General features: G+C 75.1%; 12 protein-coding genes and 1 pseudogene. 3 read left to right on the top strand and 10 right to left on the bottom strand.

The window, feature by feature from the left end:
* Positions 1–71: 71 nt before the first annotated feature.
* On the bottom strand, positions 72–3,170 hold the full coding sequence (secA, locus tag DQ238_RS21090) for a preprotein translocase subunit SecA (protein WP_113783218.1): 3,099 nt from the start codon (positions 3,168–3,170) through the stop codon (positions 72–74).
* Positions 3,171–3,228: 58 nt separating this feature from the next.
* Here secA and DQ238_RS21085 point away from each other — a divergent pair, with 58 nt between their 5' ends.
* From DQ238_RS21085 to DQ238_RS21075, 3 genes and pseudogenes are all read left to right on the top strand, one after another.
* Positions 3,229–3,621, top strand: a complete 393-nt coding sequence (locus tag DQ238_RS21085; protein ID WP_113783217.1) for a pyridoxamine 5'-phosphate oxidase family protein — start codon at positions 3,229–3,231, stop codon at positions 3,619–3,621.
* A gap of 91 nt (positions 3,622–3,712) precedes the next feature.
* Positions 3,713–3,955 (top strand): annotated as a pseudogene (locus DQ238_RS24480) (GNAT family N-acetyltransferase); the annotation flags it as partial.
* 16 nt (positions 3,956–3,971) lie between these two features.
* A complete protein-coding gene (locus DQ238_RS21075) occupies positions 3,972–4,250 on the top strand; it encodes a GNAT family N-acetyltransferase (protein ID WP_199506491.1) in 279 nt (92 codons plus the stop codon).
* Between the two features lie 40 nt (positions 4,251–4,290).
* On the opposite strand, the gene hpf is transcribed toward DQ238_RS21075, so the two are convergent.
* From hpf to DQ238_RS21030, 9 genes are all read right to left on the bottom strand, one after another.
* On the bottom strand, positions 4,291–4,962 hold the full coding sequence (gene hpf, locus DQ238_RS21070) for a ribosome hibernation-promoting factor, HPF/YfiA family (RefSeq protein WP_113783215.1): 672 nt from the start codon (positions 4,960–4,962) through the stop codon (positions 4,291–4,293).
* 37 nt (positions 4,963–4,999) lie between these two features.
* Entirely contained in the window at positions 5,000–5,785 is a 786-nt protein-coding gene (locus DQ238_RS21065) for a ComF family protein (protein ID WP_233496158.1), read from the bottom strand.
* 86 nt (positions 5,786–5,871) lie between these two features.
* Positions 5,872–7,599, bottom strand: coding sequence for an LpqB family beta-propeller domain-containing protein (locus tag DQ238_RS21060; protein WP_113783214.1), 1,728 nt, complete (start codon positions 7,597–7,599; stop codon positions 5,872–5,874).
* Entirely contained in the window at positions 7,596–9,329 is a 1,734-nt protein-coding gene (gene mtrB, locus DQ238_RS21055; protein WP_113783213.1) for an MtrAB system histidine kinase MtrB, read from the bottom strand. The genes DQ238_RS21060 and mtrB overlap by 4 nt, the downstream gene beginning before the upstream one ends.
* A gap of 52 nt (positions 9,330–9,381) precedes the next feature.
* A complete protein-coding gene (mtrA, locus tag DQ238_RS21050; protein ID WP_113783212.1) occupies positions 9,382–10,098 on the bottom strand; it encodes an MtrAB system response regulator MtrA in 717 nt (238 codons plus the stop codon).
* 221 nt (positions 10,099–10,319) lie between these two features.
* Positions 10,320–11,795 carry an adenosylhomocysteinase gene (gene ahcY, locus DQ238_RS21045; RefSeq protein ID WP_113783211.1) on the bottom strand — a complete coding sequence of 492 codons (1,476 nt, stop codon included), beginning with the start codon at positions 11,793–11,795 and terminating at the stop codon, positions 10,320–10,322.
* A gap of 232 nt (positions 11,796–12,027) precedes the next feature.
* On the bottom strand, positions 12,028–12,921 hold the full coding sequence (locus tag DQ238_RS21040) for a DUF1524 domain-containing protein (RefSeq protein ID WP_233496157.1): 894 nt from the start codon (positions 12,919–12,921) through the stop codon (positions 12,028–12,030).
* Positions 12,922–13,005: 84 nt separating this feature from the next.
* Positions 13,006–14,181, bottom strand: coding sequence for a mannose-6-phosphate isomerase, class I (gene manA, locus DQ238_RS21035; protein ID WP_113783209.1), 1,176 nt, complete (start codon positions 14,179–14,181; stop codon positions 13,006–13,008).
* 77 nt (positions 14,182–14,258) lie between these two features.
* Positions 14,259–15,791 carry an FAD-dependent oxidoreductase gene (locus DQ238_RS21030; RefSeq protein WP_113783208.1) on the bottom strand — a complete coding sequence of 511 codons (1,533 nt, stop codon included), beginning with the start codon at positions 15,789–15,791 and terminating at the stop codon, positions 14,259–14,261.
* Positions 15,792–15,912 lie beyond the last annotated feature (121 nt).

The raw sequence follows: 15,912 nt of genomic DNA, 5'->3' as shown, positions 1-15,912 counted from the left end.
GAGCCTGCGAGGGGGAGGACGGGGTCCTCACCGGGCCGCGGCGGGACCCTGCAGGGGGCCGGAGTCCGCTCTCAGGAGCGGGAGGGCGCTCCGTGGCAGACCTTGTACTTGCGGCCCGACCCGCAGGGGCACGGCGCGTTGCGGGCCGGCTCCTTGGTGCCGGTCACCGTGGCTGACTTGGCCGCCTTGGCCCGTCCGCTCTGGGCCGCCGAGGCGTCCAGGCCCGGCGCCGAGTAGTTGAGGGCCTCGGTCGACCGGCGGGGTGCCTGCAGGCCCTCGACCGCGAGCTCCGGGCCGGTGCCCGAGGGTGCGGGCTCGTCGACCGTCGGAGCGGCCGGGGCGGCCTGCGCCGCGGCGGGGTGGGGTGCCTTCGTCGACGTCCGCGAGCGGCGGGCCGCCGGGGCGGGCGCCGGAGCCGGGGCCGCGGCCTCCTCAGCGGGGGCCGGGGCCGCGCCGTTCTCAACAGGAGCCGGGGCCGCGGCCTCCTCAGCAGGAGCCGGGGTCGCGACCCCGTCCCCCTCGGCCGGAGCGGGAGGGGCCGTACCAGCCGGAGCCGCGGCGGCCTGGGCGGTCGCCTGGCGGGCCAGCACCTTCGCCGTCCCCGCCTGGGCGGCGGCCAGAGCGCGGGCCTCGGCCTGCTCCTGCTGGGCCCGGGCCTCGGCCTCCTGCTGCTCCTTGGTCTTGACCTCCAGGTTGAACAGGAAGCCGACCGACTCCTCCTTGATGCCGTCGAGCATCTGGTTGAACATGTCGTAGCCCTCGCGCTGGTACTCCACGACCGGGTCGCGGTTGGCCATCGCGCGCAGGTGGATGCCGGCCCGCAGGTAGTCCATCTCGTAGAGGTGCTCGCGCCACTTGCGGTCGAGCACGGAGAGCAGCACCCGCCGCTCCAGCTCGCGCACGACCTCCGAGCCGAGTGACGCCTCCCGCTCCTCGTAGGCGCGGTGGACGTCGTCCAGGAGCTCCTGGCGCAGCACGTCGGCGGTCAGCGCCGCCTGGTCGCCGTCGGCGACCCGGTCGAGCAGCTCGGCCACCGAGAAGCCCACCGGGTAGAGCGCCTTGAGGCCGGTCCACAGCTGGTCGAGGTCCCAGTCCTCGGCGTACCCGGTCTCGGTCGCGCCGTTCACGTAGGCGCTGACGACCTCGTCGACCATGGCCCGCACCTGCTCGTGCAGGTCCTCCCCGTCGAGCACCTTGCGCCGCTCGTCGTAGATGACGGTGCGCTGCCGGTTGAGCACCTCGTCGTACTTGAGGACGTCCTTGCGGACCTCGAAGTTCTGCTGCTCGACCTGGGTCTGCGCCGAGCGGATGGCCCGGGTGACCATCTTGGACTCGATCGGCTGGTCGTCGGGGACCCGCAGCGTGGTCATCATCGACTCGAGCATCGGCCCGTTGAACCGGCGCATGAGGTCGTCGCCGAGGGAGAGGTAGAACCGCGACTCGCCCGGGTCGCCCTGCCGGCCGGAGCGGCCGCGCAGCTGGTTGTCGATCCGCCGGCTCTCGTGCCGCTCGGTGCCCAGCACGTAGAGGCCACCGACCTCGGTGACCTGCTCGTGCTCGGCCGCGACCTGCTCCTTGGCCTTGTCGACCGCGTCGTCCCAGGCCGCCTCGTACTCCTCCGGCGTCTCCGCCGGCGACAGGCCGCGGGCGCGCAGCTGCTCGTCGGCGATGAACTCCGGGTTGCCGCCGAGCTGGATGTCGGTACCGCGGCCGGCCATGTTGGTCGCCACGGTGACCGCGCCCAGCCGGCCGGCCTGCGCGACGATGTGCGCCTCCCGGGCGTGGTTCTTGGCGTTGAGCACCTCGTGCGGGATGCCGCGGCGGACCAGCAGCCGGGAGAGGACCTCGGACTTCTCCACGCTCGCGGTGCCGACCAGCACCGGCTGGCCGGCCTCGTGCCGCTCGGCGATGTCGTCGATGACGGCGTCGAACTTCGCCGTCTCCGTCTTGTAGATGACGTCGGAGCGGTCCTCGCGGACCATCGGCCGGTTGGTCGGGATCGGGACGACGCCCAGCGCGTAGGTCTGGTGCAGCTCGGCGGCCTCGGTCGAGGCGGTACCGGTCATCCCGGAGAGCTTCTCGTAGAGCCGGAAGTAGTTCTGCAGCGTGATCGTGGCGAGGGTCTGGTTCTCGTCCTTGATCTGCACCTTCTCCTTGGCCTCGATGGCCTGGTGCATGCCCTCGTTGTACCGCCGCCCGGCCAGCACGCGGCCGGTGAACTCGTCGACGATGAGCACCTCGCCGCCGGAGACGATGTACTGCTGGTCGCGGTGGTAGAGCTCCTTGGCCTTGAGCGCGTTGTTCAGGTAGCTGATCAGCGGCGAGTTGACCGCCTCGTAGAGGTTGTCGATGCCCAGCTGGTCCTCGACGAACTCCACGCCCTCCTCGGTGATGGCGACCGTGCGCTTGGCCTCCTCCACCTCGTAGTGGACGTCGCGCTGCAGCAGCGGGGCGATCCGGGCGAACTCGCCGTACCACTTGGCGCTCTGCTCGGCCGGGCCGCTGATGATCAGCGGGGTGCGGGCCTCGTCGATGAGGATCGAGTCGACCTCGTCGACGATCGCGTAGTGGTGCCCGCGCTGCACCAGTTCGGCCTTGGTCCAGGCCATGTTGTCGCGCAGGTAGTCGAAGCCGAACTCGTTGTTCGTGCCGTAGGTGATGTCGGCGGCGTACTGCTCGCGGCGGTGCGCCGGCCGCTCGCCGGAGAGGATGACGCCGACCGACAGGCCGAGGAACCGGTGCACCCGGCCCATCCACTCGGCGTCGCGCTTGGCCAGGTAGTCGTTGACCGTGACGACGTGCACGCCCTGGCCGGTCAGCGCGTTGAGGTAGGCCGGCAGGACGGCGGTCAGGGTCTTGCCCTCACCGGTGCGCATCTCGGCGATGTTGCCCAGGTGCAGCGCCACACCGCCCATGATCTGGACGCGGAAGTGCCGCTGGCCGAGGGTGCGGGTGGCGGCCTCACGGACGACGGCGAAGGCCTCGGGCAGGAGCTGGTCGAGGGTCTCCCCGTCGGCCAGACGCTCCTTGAACTCGTCGGTCCTGGCTCGCAGTTCCGCGTCGGTGAGGTCGGCGACGTCGTCCGCCAGCGACTCGACCGCGTCAGCGATCTTGTTCAGCCGTCGGAGGATCTTGCCCTCACCGGCTCGGAGGATCTTCGAGAACACCACGACTCCAGCGTAGGCGGCGAACAGGCGAGCCCCCGGCCGGACAGGTCACGATCCCCGGGTGGCGCACGACCTCGACGACCTGCCCCCAGGTCTGCTGCGGTTCCTCACCGAGCGGCACCTGGCGACCCTCACCACGCTGCATGCCGACGGCAGCCCCCACGTGGTGCCGGTGGGGGTGACCTACGACCCGGCCACCCGCACCGCACGGGTGATCACCTCCGGCGGCTCGGCCAAGGCCCGGCACGTGCGCGCCGGGCGGTCGCGGGTGGCGGTCTGCCAGGTCGACGGCCGCCGGTGGGTGACCCTGGAGGGAACAGCGGTGGTCCGCGACGACCCGGCCGTGGTCGCCGACGCCGAGGCCCGCTACGCGCAGCGGTACCGCACCCCGCGGGAGAACCCGGCGCGGGTGGTGCTGGAGATCTCGGTCGACCGGGTGCTGGGCAGGGCGTGAACATGACCGGGTGACCCTCGATCTCTCCGCCGTCGACCTGTAGAAGGACTCCCCGCCCCCACCGCTCGCAAGCTCGCGGCGGGCCCCTACGGGCAGCCACGCGGATGCCGTCTTCCGCGCCATGCAGGACCCGGAGACCCAGCGCTGGCTCACCGCTCCGCCCGTCCCCTGCACCCGGGAGGACGCCGTCCGGTTCATCACCGAGATCTCGCCCGGCGGCCGGGCCGGAGGTCGGGAACTGACCTGTGCCATCGAGGCCGACGGGGAGCTGGTCGGCTCCTGCGGCCTGCACCACCTCGCGGGCGGGAGCCGGCTGGGTCCGGAGATCGGCTACTGGTGTAAGGACCCCCGTGCCCCCCGGCCCTCGCAAGCTCGGTCCGGGACCCTGCACGGGGGCCAGGGCGCGCGGCCGGGGCTACGCGGTGGAGGCCGCGGCGGCGCTGGCCGAGTGGGCGCTCTCCCACGACGCCCCGCGGGTGCACCTGTTCACCGACGTGGCGAACACCGCGTCGCAGCGGGTCGCCGAGCGGGCCGGGTTCCGCCGCGAGGGCGTCGTCCGCCGGTGCCTGGACCAGCGGGACGGCGCCTGGACCGACGCGGTGCTCTTCGGGCGGGTGCGGGCGGGGTGAGTGGGGCGGGGTGCGGGGACGCCGCACCTCCGCCCCGGCGTCAGGCCCGGGCCGTGGGCTCCGCGGAGTGCCGCGCGGCGGCGCCGTCCAGGCCGGTGTCGACGAGCCGGATGAGGCCGTAGTCGTAGGCGTGCCGGCGGTAGACGACCGTCGGCCGGCCCGTGTCGGCGCACTGGAAGAGGAAGAAGTCGTGGCCGACCAGCTCCATCTCGTGGAGGGCCTGGTCGACGGTCATCGGCGTGGCGGGGTGGTGCTTCTCGCGGACGACCCGCCCGGGCAGGTGCTCGTCGAGGTCGGTGACGTGCGGCCCCTCCGCCAGCTGCCGGTCGCGGTCGAGGGACTCCAGCACGCCGGTGTCGGCGCCACCGGCGACCCGCACGGTGGCCGGCGTGCGGCGGCCGTGGTGCACGCGGCGGCGGTCGGCCGCCTTGCGCAGCCGGTGGTCGAGCTTGCCGGCGGCCAGGTCCAGCGCCGCGTAGAAGTCCGGCGCGGCGGCCTCGGCGCGCACGACCGGCCCCTTGCCACGGAGGGTGATCTCCACGCGCTGACACTTCCCGGACTGTCGTGGGTTCTTCTCGTGGAAGAGCTCCACGTCGATGCGCAGGATCTTCAGCTTGCCGTCGAAGCGGTCGAGCTGGCCGACCTTGTCCTCGACGTGCTGCCTGTAGTGCTCGGGGACCTCGACGTTGCGGCCACGGACCACGATCTCCATGAGACCTCCCGGTGCATCGGGTGTGATCGAGCCCACGCTAGTCCCCGTTGACGGGTCCCGACAGTCGGCGTATGGACGCCGGGCGGGTGGCGCCGGGGGTGGGTCCCGGGGCCGTGCCCGGGGCTCGCCGCGGGGTGGCCGCGACGACCGCGGCGAGCACCGGAGGACCGTCCGGGGGGAGCGCCGGGGCCAGCACGGCGGCCGCCTCGGTGAGCGTCGCGCCGCTGGTCACGACGTCGTCGACGACGACCAGGACCGCGCCGGCGGGAACGGCGGGCCGGCCGCCGCGCAGCGCGAACGAGCCGGTCAGGTTGGCCCGTCGCTGCGCCGCCGACAGCCCCGCGGAGTCCCGCGCCCGCCCGGCGCGCCGCAGCAGCCGCGCCTCACCCGCCGGCACCCCCGCGGCGCGGAGCTCGACGACGGCGCGGCCGGTCAGCTCCCGCACGTGGTCACGCCCCCGGGCGCGCAGCGCCGCGGCGCCGCTGGGCACCGGCACCAACCGCACCGGCCCGGGACGCTCCGGCAGGCCGGCGAGCACCCCGGCGACGGCGAGGGCCAGGGCGGCGCCCAGCGGCCGGGCCAGCTCGGCGCGGCCCCGCTCCTTGAAGGCGTTGACCGCCGGGCGCACCGGGCCGGCGTAGGCGCCGGCGGCCACCGTCGGCGGGAACCCGGCCGGGAACCGGCGCGGCTGGGCCAGGTGCAGGACGGCGAGCAGCGCGGCGCACCGCCGGCACAGCACCGCACCGGGCAGCTCGCAACCGGCGCAGGTGCGCGGCAGCACCAGGTCGGCCAGCGCGGCGGCCAGCTCCCGGACGGCGAGCACGCCTCACCCTATGGCCCCGTCCCGGGTTCCACCCCGAGCCTGCGAAGGGTGGGGAGGACGGGGTCCTTCTCCTGTGGACGCCCGGGCTACAGCGGGTAGAACGGCTCGTCGCCCCGCACCGGCTGCGTGCCGGGGACGAGGGTGACCCAGGTGCCGCCGGCCACCTGCCACTGCCAGATCGTGCCCCCGGCGCTGACCAGCGGCGGGCGTCCGGGGGCAGCGGCCACCCGGGTCGCCTGGCTGGGCAGGCCGGCCGTCGGCACCGTGGCCAGCCCCCAGCCGTCCACGCCCACCACGTACGGGACGATCCGGTCCTCGCCGGCGTCCCCGGCCAGCACGAGCAGGCTGCCCGCCGTCCGCCAGGCGACGTCGACGACCTGGCCGAGCGTGGGGGTCACCTCGCGCAGGTCGCGCAGCGCCACCGGCCCCTCCTGGGAGCGGACGACCGTCCCGACGTAGAGGACGTCGCGCTGCCCGTCGGCCACGACCACCGCGGCGCGGACGCCGTCGGGCGAGAGCTGCAGCACCGTGGTCCGTCCCAGCCCCGGGAGCGTGGGGGCGCTGACCGCCTGCGGCGTGCCGCCCGCCGCGGGCACCCGCACCACCGCGCCGCCGTCGCGGACCACCCAGAACTCCCCGCGGGTGGCGGCCACCGTGGGAGCGCTCAGGGTGCCACCGGCGAGCACCGGGGCCAGCTCGCCGCCGTAGGGGCCCACCAGCAGCGTCGCCTGCCCGTCGCGCACGGCCGTGCCCGCCGTCTGGGTGAGCGCGGCGGTGCCCGGGTCGGTGGCCACCGCCGCGGTGGTCAGGCCGTACGCGCCCGCGCCGGCCGGGCCGGGGGCCGGCGCCGGGGGGTCGGCCGCCGTCCAGAGGGCGCCGCCGTCGAGGTAGTGGCCGACCGCGTCCACCGGGACGGCCTCGGGGTCGAACGTCGTCCAGGTGTCCACCGTCTGCATGGTCGGGACGCCGGGGAGCGCCAGCGGCTCGCCGTCGGAGAGGATCTCCACCGACCGCACCGACGGCAGCTGCTCCAGGGTCCACACCAGCTGGGCGCACAGCTGGGGCAGCTGGGACGGCGGCACGTCGGCCAGGCCGGTCAGGTCGACGGTGACCGCCTGCGCCGAGACGGTCACCGTGCTGCGCAGCGCGGCGCCGTCCAGCGCGTTGCGGACCCCGGCGTCCAGGGTGGACGACGGCCCGTCGAGCAGCCGCTCCACCAGCACGGTCGGCTGGGCCTCCCCGCCGATCAGGTAGCGGGGGTCGGGGACGACGCGCTGCCCGGTCGGGTCGAGGAAGTAGAGGTCGCGCCGCTGGTAGAGCCGCTCGAAGTCCGGCTCGAGCACCAGCAGCCCGTCGGGGGGGTCGGCGACCCGCCACTCGCCGTCCACCTGCTGGAGGGTGAACTCCCGGGTGTAGACCTCCTGGCCGCCCACGCTGAAGACGCCCCGCTGGTCGATCGTGCCGACCAGGTCGGCGGTGACCGCCACGGTGCCCGAGTCGGTCGTCACGGTGGCGTAGTCCTGGCCCAGGACGGTGACGTCCCCCTCGTCCGACCACGAGTCCCGCGACTCGGGCGCGAGGTACTCGCGGGCCACCGGGTGGCCGCGCACCGTGCTCGCGGCGGCGTCGAGGAACCCGCGCACCACCTCCTCCGGGGTGGCACCCGGTTCCGGCGACAGCGGCTCGATGCCCACCTCCTCGTCCAGCCGGGTCGGCGCCTGGGTGATCTGCACCGTCGGCGAGTCCGACGGCACCGCGGAGCACGCCGCCAGCACCACCGACAGGAGCGCGAGCAGGACGGCGAGGCGTCTCACCGGGGCACCCCGGGACGACGGGCGACCGCCGGCCGCAGCGGCAGCGGCGAGCTGGTCAGCTCGGCTCCCGCGGTCAGCGGCAGGGTCAGCCGGAACTGCGCCCCCACCCCCGGCTGGCCCCACACCTGCAGCCAGCCGCCGTGCAGCCGGGCGTCCTCCAGGCTGATCGACAGCCCCAGCCCGCTGCCGCCGACGGTCCGCACCCGCGACGGGTCGGCCCGCCAGAACCGGTCGAACACGTGCTGGGCCTCGGCCGAGGACAACCCCACCCCGTGGTCGCGGACGGTGACCGCGGCCGCCGTCCGGTTGGCCGCCCAGGTGACCTCCACCGGCCGGCCCGCGCCGTGCTCGATCGCGTTGCCGACGAGGTTGCGCAGGACCCGCTCCACCCGCCGGGCGTCGACCTCGGCGATGACCTCGGCCTCCGGACCGGTCACGGTCAGCGCGCAGCCGTGCCGCTCGGCCAGCGCGGACATCGCGCCCACCACCCGCCGCACCAGCGCGCCCAGGTCGGTGGGCTCCCAGTCGAGGACCGCCGCCCCGGCGTCGTAGCGGCTGATCTCCAGCAGGTCGGTCAGCAGCACCTCGAACCGGTCGAGCTCGGTGTGCATCAGCTCCGCGGAGCGGGCCACGTGCCCCGGGAAGTCGCCGCGGGACTCGTACAGGACGTCGGCGGCCATCTGCACCGTGGTCAGCGGCGTCCGCAGCTCGTGCGAGACGTCGGAGGTGAACCGCTGCTGCAGCTGCGACAGCGCCTCCAGCTGGGTGATCTGCCGCTGCAGGCTGTCGGCCATGGCGTTGAAGCTGGTGGCCAGCCGGGCGAGGTCGTCCTCGCCGCGCACCGTCATCCGCTGCTCGAGCTGGCCCTCGGCCAGCCGCTGGGCGATCCCGGCGGCCCGCCGCACCGGGTCGACGACCAGCCGGGTCACCAGCACGCCGATGCCCACGACGAACAGGGTGAGCGCGATGCCGCTGATCACCACCGTGCTGCGGAACAGCGACAGGCTCTCCTGCTCCTGGTCGAGGGGGAAGGCGTAGTACAGCTCGATCCGCTCGGTGGCGGACGCCTCGGTCGGCACCGGGGCGCCGATGAGCAGCGTCGGGCGCGGCTGCCCCGAGGCGTCGGGCACCCGCGCGTACTGCCAGAACTGCCCGCCGGAGGCGACGTCGGCACGCAGCTCGGCCGGGATCGCGGGGTAGAGGCCGCGCTGGCTGACCGCGGGCGGCCGCTCGGTGTCCCCGCTCCGGTAGACCATCACGACCTCGAAGTCGCCGGCCGGGCTGCCGCGCTCCTGCAGCTGCTTGATGGTGCGGTCCAGCGTCGAGCGGACGCTCGCGGCGTCACCGGTGGCGATGCCCGCGACCTCGTTCTGCGCGTAGAGCACGCCGGCCTGGGCCTGGTCGATGGCCGCCTGCCGCTTCACCGACAGCAGCTGGTCGCGGATCTGGCTGAACAGCACCAGGCTCACGATCACCACGACGGTCCCGGCGACGAGCATCGTGATCGCGCCGATCCGCACGTGCAGCGACGACCGCCAGGCGTGCAGCGCCCGGGCGCCCAGCCGACGCAGCGCCCGACGGGCCCGCCGGGTACTGCGGCGCAGGGTCCGGAGACGGCCCGCCGACCCCCGTCGCGGGGCGACCCGCGGGGCGGCCGGCGCCTCGACCGGGGAGGACGGCGCCTCCGACGCGGCGGGTGCCGCGGTGGTCTCGGCCGGCTGCGCGGTCACGGCCGTCGGCGGGCCGCCGTCACGACCCCCCGGCGCGACCTCGCCGGATCGGTCACGGTGGCCCCGCCTTGTAGCCCACGCCCCGCACGGTCAGCACGACCTCCGGCCGCTCCGGGTCCTGCTCGATCTTGGCCCGCAGCCGCTGCACGTGGACGTTGACCAGCCGGGTGTCGGCGGCGTGCCGGTAGCCCCACACCTGCTCGAGCAGCAGCTCACGGGTGAACACCTGACGCGGCTTGCGGGCCAGCGCCACCAGCAGGTCGAACTCCAGCGGGGTCAGCCCGATCGGCACGCCGTCGCGGGTCACCTGGTGCGCCGGGACGTCGATGTGGACGTCGCCGATGCTGAGGTTCTCCGCCTGCCCGCTCTCGCCCCGGCGCAGCTGCGCGCGCACCCGGGCGACCAGCTCCACCGGCTTGAACGGCTTGGTGACGTAGTCGTCCGCGCCGGCCTCCAGCCCCTGGACGACGTCGATCGTGTCGCCCTTGGCGGTGAGCATGACGATCGGCACCGCCGACTGGGCGCGGATGTCCTGGCAGATCTGCAGGCCGTTGCGGCCGGGCAGCATCAGGTCGAGCAGCACGATGTCGGGGCGGGTCTGCTGGAAGACACCCACCGCCCGGTTGCCGTCGGAGACGAACGCCGGTTCGTAGCCCTCGCGGCGGAGCACGATGCCGAGCATCTCGGCGAGGGCGGCGTCGTCGTCGACGACCAGGACGCGGCCGCGGCTGGACCCGTTGTGGGGAACAGTGGGTGGCACGGCGACCATTCTGCGCTGACCGGCGCCGGAAACGGGGACACCCGCCAGGAGAGCGGCCCCGTCCCGGGTCCCGCCGCCCCCTGCAGGCAGGAGGACTCCGTCCTCCTCACCACTCGCAAGCTCGCGGCGAGCCTCTGGACGGGGCCTGGCGCGAGCCTGGCGACGTCAGGAGGACCACGCTCCTCCCCACGCCTCGCACGCTCAGGCGGAGGGACCCTGGAGCGCGGCCGTCAGTACCGGTAGTGGTCGCTCTTGAACGGGCCCTCCACCGGGACGCCGAGGTAGTCGGCCTGCACCTTGGTCAGCTCGGTGAGCTGCACGCCGAGGGCGTCGAGGTGCAGCCGGGCCACGTGCTCGTCGAGCTTCTTGGGCAGCACGGTGACCGTGGGCTGCTCGCCCTGGTAGGCGGCCCGGTTGCCCCACAGCTCGATCTGCGCCAGCACCTGGTTGGAGAACGAGGCGCTCATCACGAAGCTCGGGTGCCCGGTGGCGTTGCCCAGGTTCAGCAGCCGGCCCTCGGAGAGCACGATGATCGTGTGGCCGTCGGGGAACCGCCACTCGTCGACCTGGGGCTTGACGGTCGTCCTCTCGATGCCCGGGGTGCGGGCCAGGCCGGCCATGTCGATCTCGTTGTCGAAGTGGCCGATGTTGCCGACGATCGCCTGGTGCTTGGTCCGGGCCAGCTGCTCGGCGGAGATGATGTCCCGGTTGCCGGTGGCCGTGATGACGATGTCGGCCCGGCCGATGACCTCGTCGAGGGTGGTCACCTCGTAGCCGTGCATCGCGGCCTGCAGCGCACAGATCGGGTCGATCTCGGTGACGACCACCCGAGCGCCCTGGCCGCGCAGCGACTCCGCGCAGCCCTTGCCGACGTCGCCGTAGCCGCAGACCACGGCGAGCTTGCCGCCGATCATCACGTCGGTGGCCCGGTTGAGCCCGTCGATGAGCGAGTGCCGGCAGCCGTAGAGGTTGTCGAACTTGCTCTTGGTGACCGAGTCGTTGACGTTGATCGCCGGGAACAGCAGCCGGCCCTCGCGGGCGAGCTCGTACAGGCGCAGGACGCCGGTGGTGGTCTCCTCGGTGACCCCGGCGATGCCCTGCCCGATGCGGGTCCAGTACCGCGGGTCGCGGGCCAGGCTCTCCCGCAGCGCGGTCAGGATGACGCCGTACTCCTCCGAGTCGGCCTCGGTGGTGTCGGGGACGGCGCCCTCGGCCTCGAACCGGGTGCCCAGGTGCACCAGCAGGGTCGCGTCGCCGCCGTCGTCCAGCAGCATGTTGGGGCCGACGACGGCGCCCTCCTCGTCGCGGAACTCGAACAGCCGCTGGGTGCACCACCAGTACTCCTCCAGCGTCTCGCCCTTCCAGGCGAAGACCGGGACGCCGGTGGGCCGCTCGGGCGTGCCGTCGCCGACGACGATCGCCGCGGCGGCGTGGTCCTGGGTGGAGAAGATGTTGCAGCTGACCCAGCGGACGTCGGCACCCAGCGCCACGAGCGTCTCGATGAGGACGGCGGTCTGCACGGTCATGTGCAGCGAGCCGGCGATGCGGGCGCCGGCCAGCGGCTGCTCGTCGCCGTACTCGGCGCGCAGCGCCATCAGGCCGGGCATCTCGTGCTCGGCGAGGGTGATCTCCTTGCGGCCGAAGCCGGCGAGGGTGAGGTCAGCGACCCGGAAGTCGCCGTCGGTCAGCACACGCGTGCCGGTCATGTCGCTCCACGTCCGCGCTCGGCCTCGGGGGCGAGCGCTCTCGGTCGGGGGATCTCGGAGGAGAGCGAGCGCGCCGAGGCTTCGGCGGGGCTCGTGCCGCCGTCCAGGATACGCGGCGGCCCGCCGTGATCAGGTCAGCTGACCGTCGAGCGTCGTGGCTCACGGTCGACGGTGAGCCAGGACGCGGGACGACCAGGTCAGCTGATCACCGGGCGCTCGGCCGGTCGTCGCGCTACTCGCAGCCGACGCCGTCCCCGTCGCCGTCGAAGGTGTCGCGCCACCCCGGGTCGCCCCGGTGGATGGGCGCCGCCCCGGCCGCGCGGACGGCGGCGCAGTCGGCGTAGGAGACCTCCGCCGGGGGTGCCGACCGCGGCGTCGCACCGCCGCCGCTCCCGGGCAGCGGCTCGCCGGGGCAGTCGGAGAGCACCGTGGCCGCGGCGTTGCGCTCGGCGCGGGTCACCCACAGCCCGTAGCCGGCCTTGACCGCGACCTGCCGGGCGACGTAGGCGCACCGGTACGAGGTGTTCGGCGGCAGCCAGGTCGCCGCGTCGCCGTCCCCCTTCTGCATGTTGAGCGGGCCGTCGACGGCCAGCAGGTTGAGCGGGTCGTTGGCGAAGGCGGTGCGCTCGGCGGTGTCCCAGCCCTGGGCGCCCTTCTGCCAGGCGTCGGAGAGCGCGACGACGTGGTCGATCTGCACGTCGTCGCTGGTGTCGGCCCCCCGCCGGAAGCGGATGGTGCGACCGGAGTACGGGTCGTGCAGGGTGCCGGTGGCGACCACGCAGTCACTGCCGCGCCGGAGGGTCTCGTCGGTCAGGTCCCGGGCCAGGACGTCGTTGCGGGTGTCGCACCCGTTGTGGTCGGTGTCGACCCAGCCCTCGCCGAAGCGCTGCCGCTCGTAGCCGGTGCGCGGCGCGCGTCCCTTGACCGCGAGCTCGCCCAGCGTGGCCAGCGCGGACCCCGGCGGCGCCGCGGCGATCGCCTGCTGCGCGGCGCCGTCGTCCAGGACGCCGGTCGGCGGGCCGCCGGACTCGGGCAGCAGGCCGCAGCCGGTCAGGACGAGCAGCAGCGCGGCGAGCACTCCCCCGCGGCGGACCCGGCGGGGTGCCGGGGCGGGACGCACGGACACGGAACTGCGCTCAGCAGGACCCATGGGGTCGATGCTGGGCGACGCGGGCGCGGCCCGGGAGCGACACGCCCCCGGGCCGAGGTGTCAGTGCAGGTTCGTGGTGCTCCGGTAGAGGACGGCGGGGCCACGCGCGCTCACCGGCTCGCCGGCCGGGACGAACACCGCCGCACCCTTGCGCACGACCAGCTCGCCGTCGGCCGCGGCCAGCACCGCCTGCCCCTCGGTGCACAGCAGGATCTGCGGGCCGCGGGTGGTCAGGACTCCGGCCTGCGCGTCCAGCTGGACGCGGGTGAGGTCGAAGTCCTCCACCGGCACCGGGTAGCGCAGCCCAGCGGGCCCGAGGACCGGGTGGATGACCGGCACCCGGCCGTCGGTGAAGTCGAGCACCTCGATCAGCGCCGCCAGGTCGACGTGCTTGGCGGTCAGGCCGCCGCGCAGCACGTTGTCCGAGCTGGCCATGACCTCGACCCCGGCGCCGCACAGGTAGGCGTGCAGGTTCCCGGCGGGCAGGAACACCGCCTCACCCGGCGCCAGCTTGAGGTGGTTGCACATCAGCGAGACGACCACGCCCGGGTCGCCGGGGTAGGCCTCCGCCAGGTTCGCGGCCCACCGGTAGGTGTTGATGAACTCCGGGTCGTGCGCGGCCACGAACCGGGCCGCGGCCTCGGCCACGGCCTCGACCAGGGAGGTGCGGCGCACGCCGGAGAGGGCCAGCAGCTGCGGGATCGCCGCCCGCAGCCCGCGGCGGGCGAGGGCGGCGATCGTCGGCTTGAGCTCGGGCAGCTGCAGCTTGGCCAGGCAGTGCAGCGACTCCTCGACCGGCCGGAAGCCGCACAGCGCCTCGAACGTGGTCAGCGCCAGGATCAGCTCGGGCTTGTGACAGGGGTCCTTGAACGTGCGGGTCGGGTCGGTCTGCGGGATGCCCGCGGCCTCCTCGGCGGCGTACCCGGCCTCCGCCTGCTCGGTGGTGGGGTGCGCCTGCAGGGACAGCGGCCGGTCGGCGGCGAGCACCTTCATGAGGAACGGCAGCCGCGGCCCGAACCGCGCCACGACCGGGGCACCCAGCAGCCGCTCGGGCTCCTCGGCGATGGCCTTGTCGAGGGGCCGGCCGTCGGCGAGCACGCTCGGCTCGTCGGGGTGGGCACCCATCCACAGCTCCGCGTGCGGGAGGTCGGCGGGACTGGCGCGGCCGAGCAGCTCGGGTATGACGGTGCGGCTACCCCACGGGTAGTGGCGGACCGCGCTGGTGAGCTGCAACATCACCGACGAGGCTACTGGCGAAGTGGGCGCGTGGGTGTGTCGGACCACTCGCGTCCCGGTGCACTGCCCCGTTCGGGTCACACCGCGGAGCGCGCGCCCGGGACGCCGAGCCGCTCGGCCGCGACGCGGGCCCGGTGGCGGGCCACCTCGGCCGCGGTGCGCCCGGCGTCCCAGCCGAGGACGCCGGCCACGAGCCCGGCGACCGCGGCTCCGGACCCGCCGTCCCGGTCCGCCGCAGCGGTGGGCAGGCCCAGGCGCAGGGTGAGGACGTCGTCCAGGTGCAGCGCCCCCTCGACGGCGACCGCGTGCACGACCTCGGCGGCCAGGTGCTCCGGCGCTCCTGGCAGCGGCCGACCCAGCTCCGGGTCGGCGCGGACCAGGTCGAGCACCTCGCCGACGCGGTCGCCGTGCCGGTGCAGCAGCCGGTCGACGGCGTCCTCGGGCAGGCCGCCGGCGGCGGCCAGCTCCGGCGCGCGGTCGCGGACGGCGTCCCAGCGGCGCGCACCCACCAGCGGCAGGTGGGCGCTCCGGGACGGCGGCACGCCGGGCAACCCGGCGGTCGCCGCGTCGACGGCCTCGGCCGCCCTCCTGCGGTAGGTCGCCACGCCGCCGTCGGCCACGTGCACCAGCCCGGGGGCGGGCGTGGTGACCGCCCGCTCCCGAGCGAGCCGGCCGGTGGGCTCCGGCCCCGCGCAGATCCCCACGACCTGGTCGGCGGGGACCGGCCGGGTGAGCACCCGGCCGACCCGGGCGAGCAGGGCGCCGGCGTCCGCGCCGGCGCCGGTGACGACCCACCGCTGCCCGCAGGGGACGACGGCCAGCACGCCGGCGGTCGACGGCAGGAGCAGCCCCGGCCGCTCGCCGTCGGGGTGGTCCCCGCCGTCGATCGCCGAGCGCGGCAGCACCAGGCCCACGGCCTCCGGCGGGCCGGTGGCGACCGCCGTGGCGACCACGACGCTGCGGGCCCGCACGGCGAACGCCGAGCCGTCGGTGCCGTCGACGACCCGCGCGCCCACCACCGCAGCCCGGGGGCCGGCCCCGTCGCGCAGCAGCCCGGTCACGCGGGCGGCGGAGAGCACCCGGGCGCCGTAGCCGGCCGCCGTCCGCACGAGGGCGAGGGTGTAGCGGACGTCGTCGACCCGTGCTCCCCGGGTGCGCACGGCGCCGGCCACGGCGTCGGGGCGCAGCCCCGGGAAGGCCGCCAGCGCGGCCCGGCGGGACAGGACCCGGGGGACGGACGGCCCGAGCACGTCGAGGGCGGCACCGGCCGCGCGCGCCGACCGCCAGGCGGGGCCGGTCAGCGGCAGCAGCAGCGGCAGCGGCCGGACCAGGTGCGGCGCGGCGGTCGTGACCAGCCGGGCGCGCTCGCGCGGCGCCTCCCCGAGCACCGGGGAGCCGGCGGCGGGGACGAGCGTGCCCCGCCGGCCGCGGGCGCCCGCCGCCCAGTCGCCGGCCTCGAGCAGCCCGACGGACAGGCCGCGGCTGGCGGCGTCGAGAGCGGCCCCGGCCCCGGTCGGCCCGCCGCCGACCACGAGCACGTCGACGACCTCGTCGGCCAGCCGGGCGCGGTCGGCGCGCCGGCGCTGCGGCGACAGCTGCGTGCGGCTCACTGGTGCACCATCCATCCGTCACCGATCTTGGTTGGGTCGGTGATGCGCCCGAGGTGCCGCCTCGTCATCGCCCTGCTCGCTCGACACCGTTGATGTCCAGCGTGAGATCTGCGAGACGGGG

Source organism: Geodermatophilus sp. TF02-6, assembly GCF_003319115.1.
Taxonomy (GTDB): Bacteria; Actinomycetota; Actinomycetes; order Mycobacteriales; family Geodermatophilaceae; genus Geodermatophilus.
This window is presented reverse-complemented; position numbering and strand designations above follow the sequence as displayed.

Coding starts and splice junctions, on each gene's coding strand:
- mtrA (WP_113783212.1), bottom strand. CDS start 10,098: ATGGTCGCCGTGCCACCCACTGTTCCCCACAACGGGTCCAGCCGCGGC.
- manA (WP_113783209.1), bottom strand. CDS start 14,181: ATGTTGCAGCTCACCAGCGCGGTCCGCCACTACCCGTGGGGTAGCCGC.
- ahcY (WP_113783211.1), bottom strand. CDS start 11,795: ATGACCGGCACGCGTGTGCTGACCGACGGCGACTTCCGGGTCGCTGAC.
- hpf (WP_113783215.1), bottom strand. CDS start 4,962: ATGGAGATCGTGGTCCGTGGCCGCAACGTCGAGGTCCCCGAGCACTAC.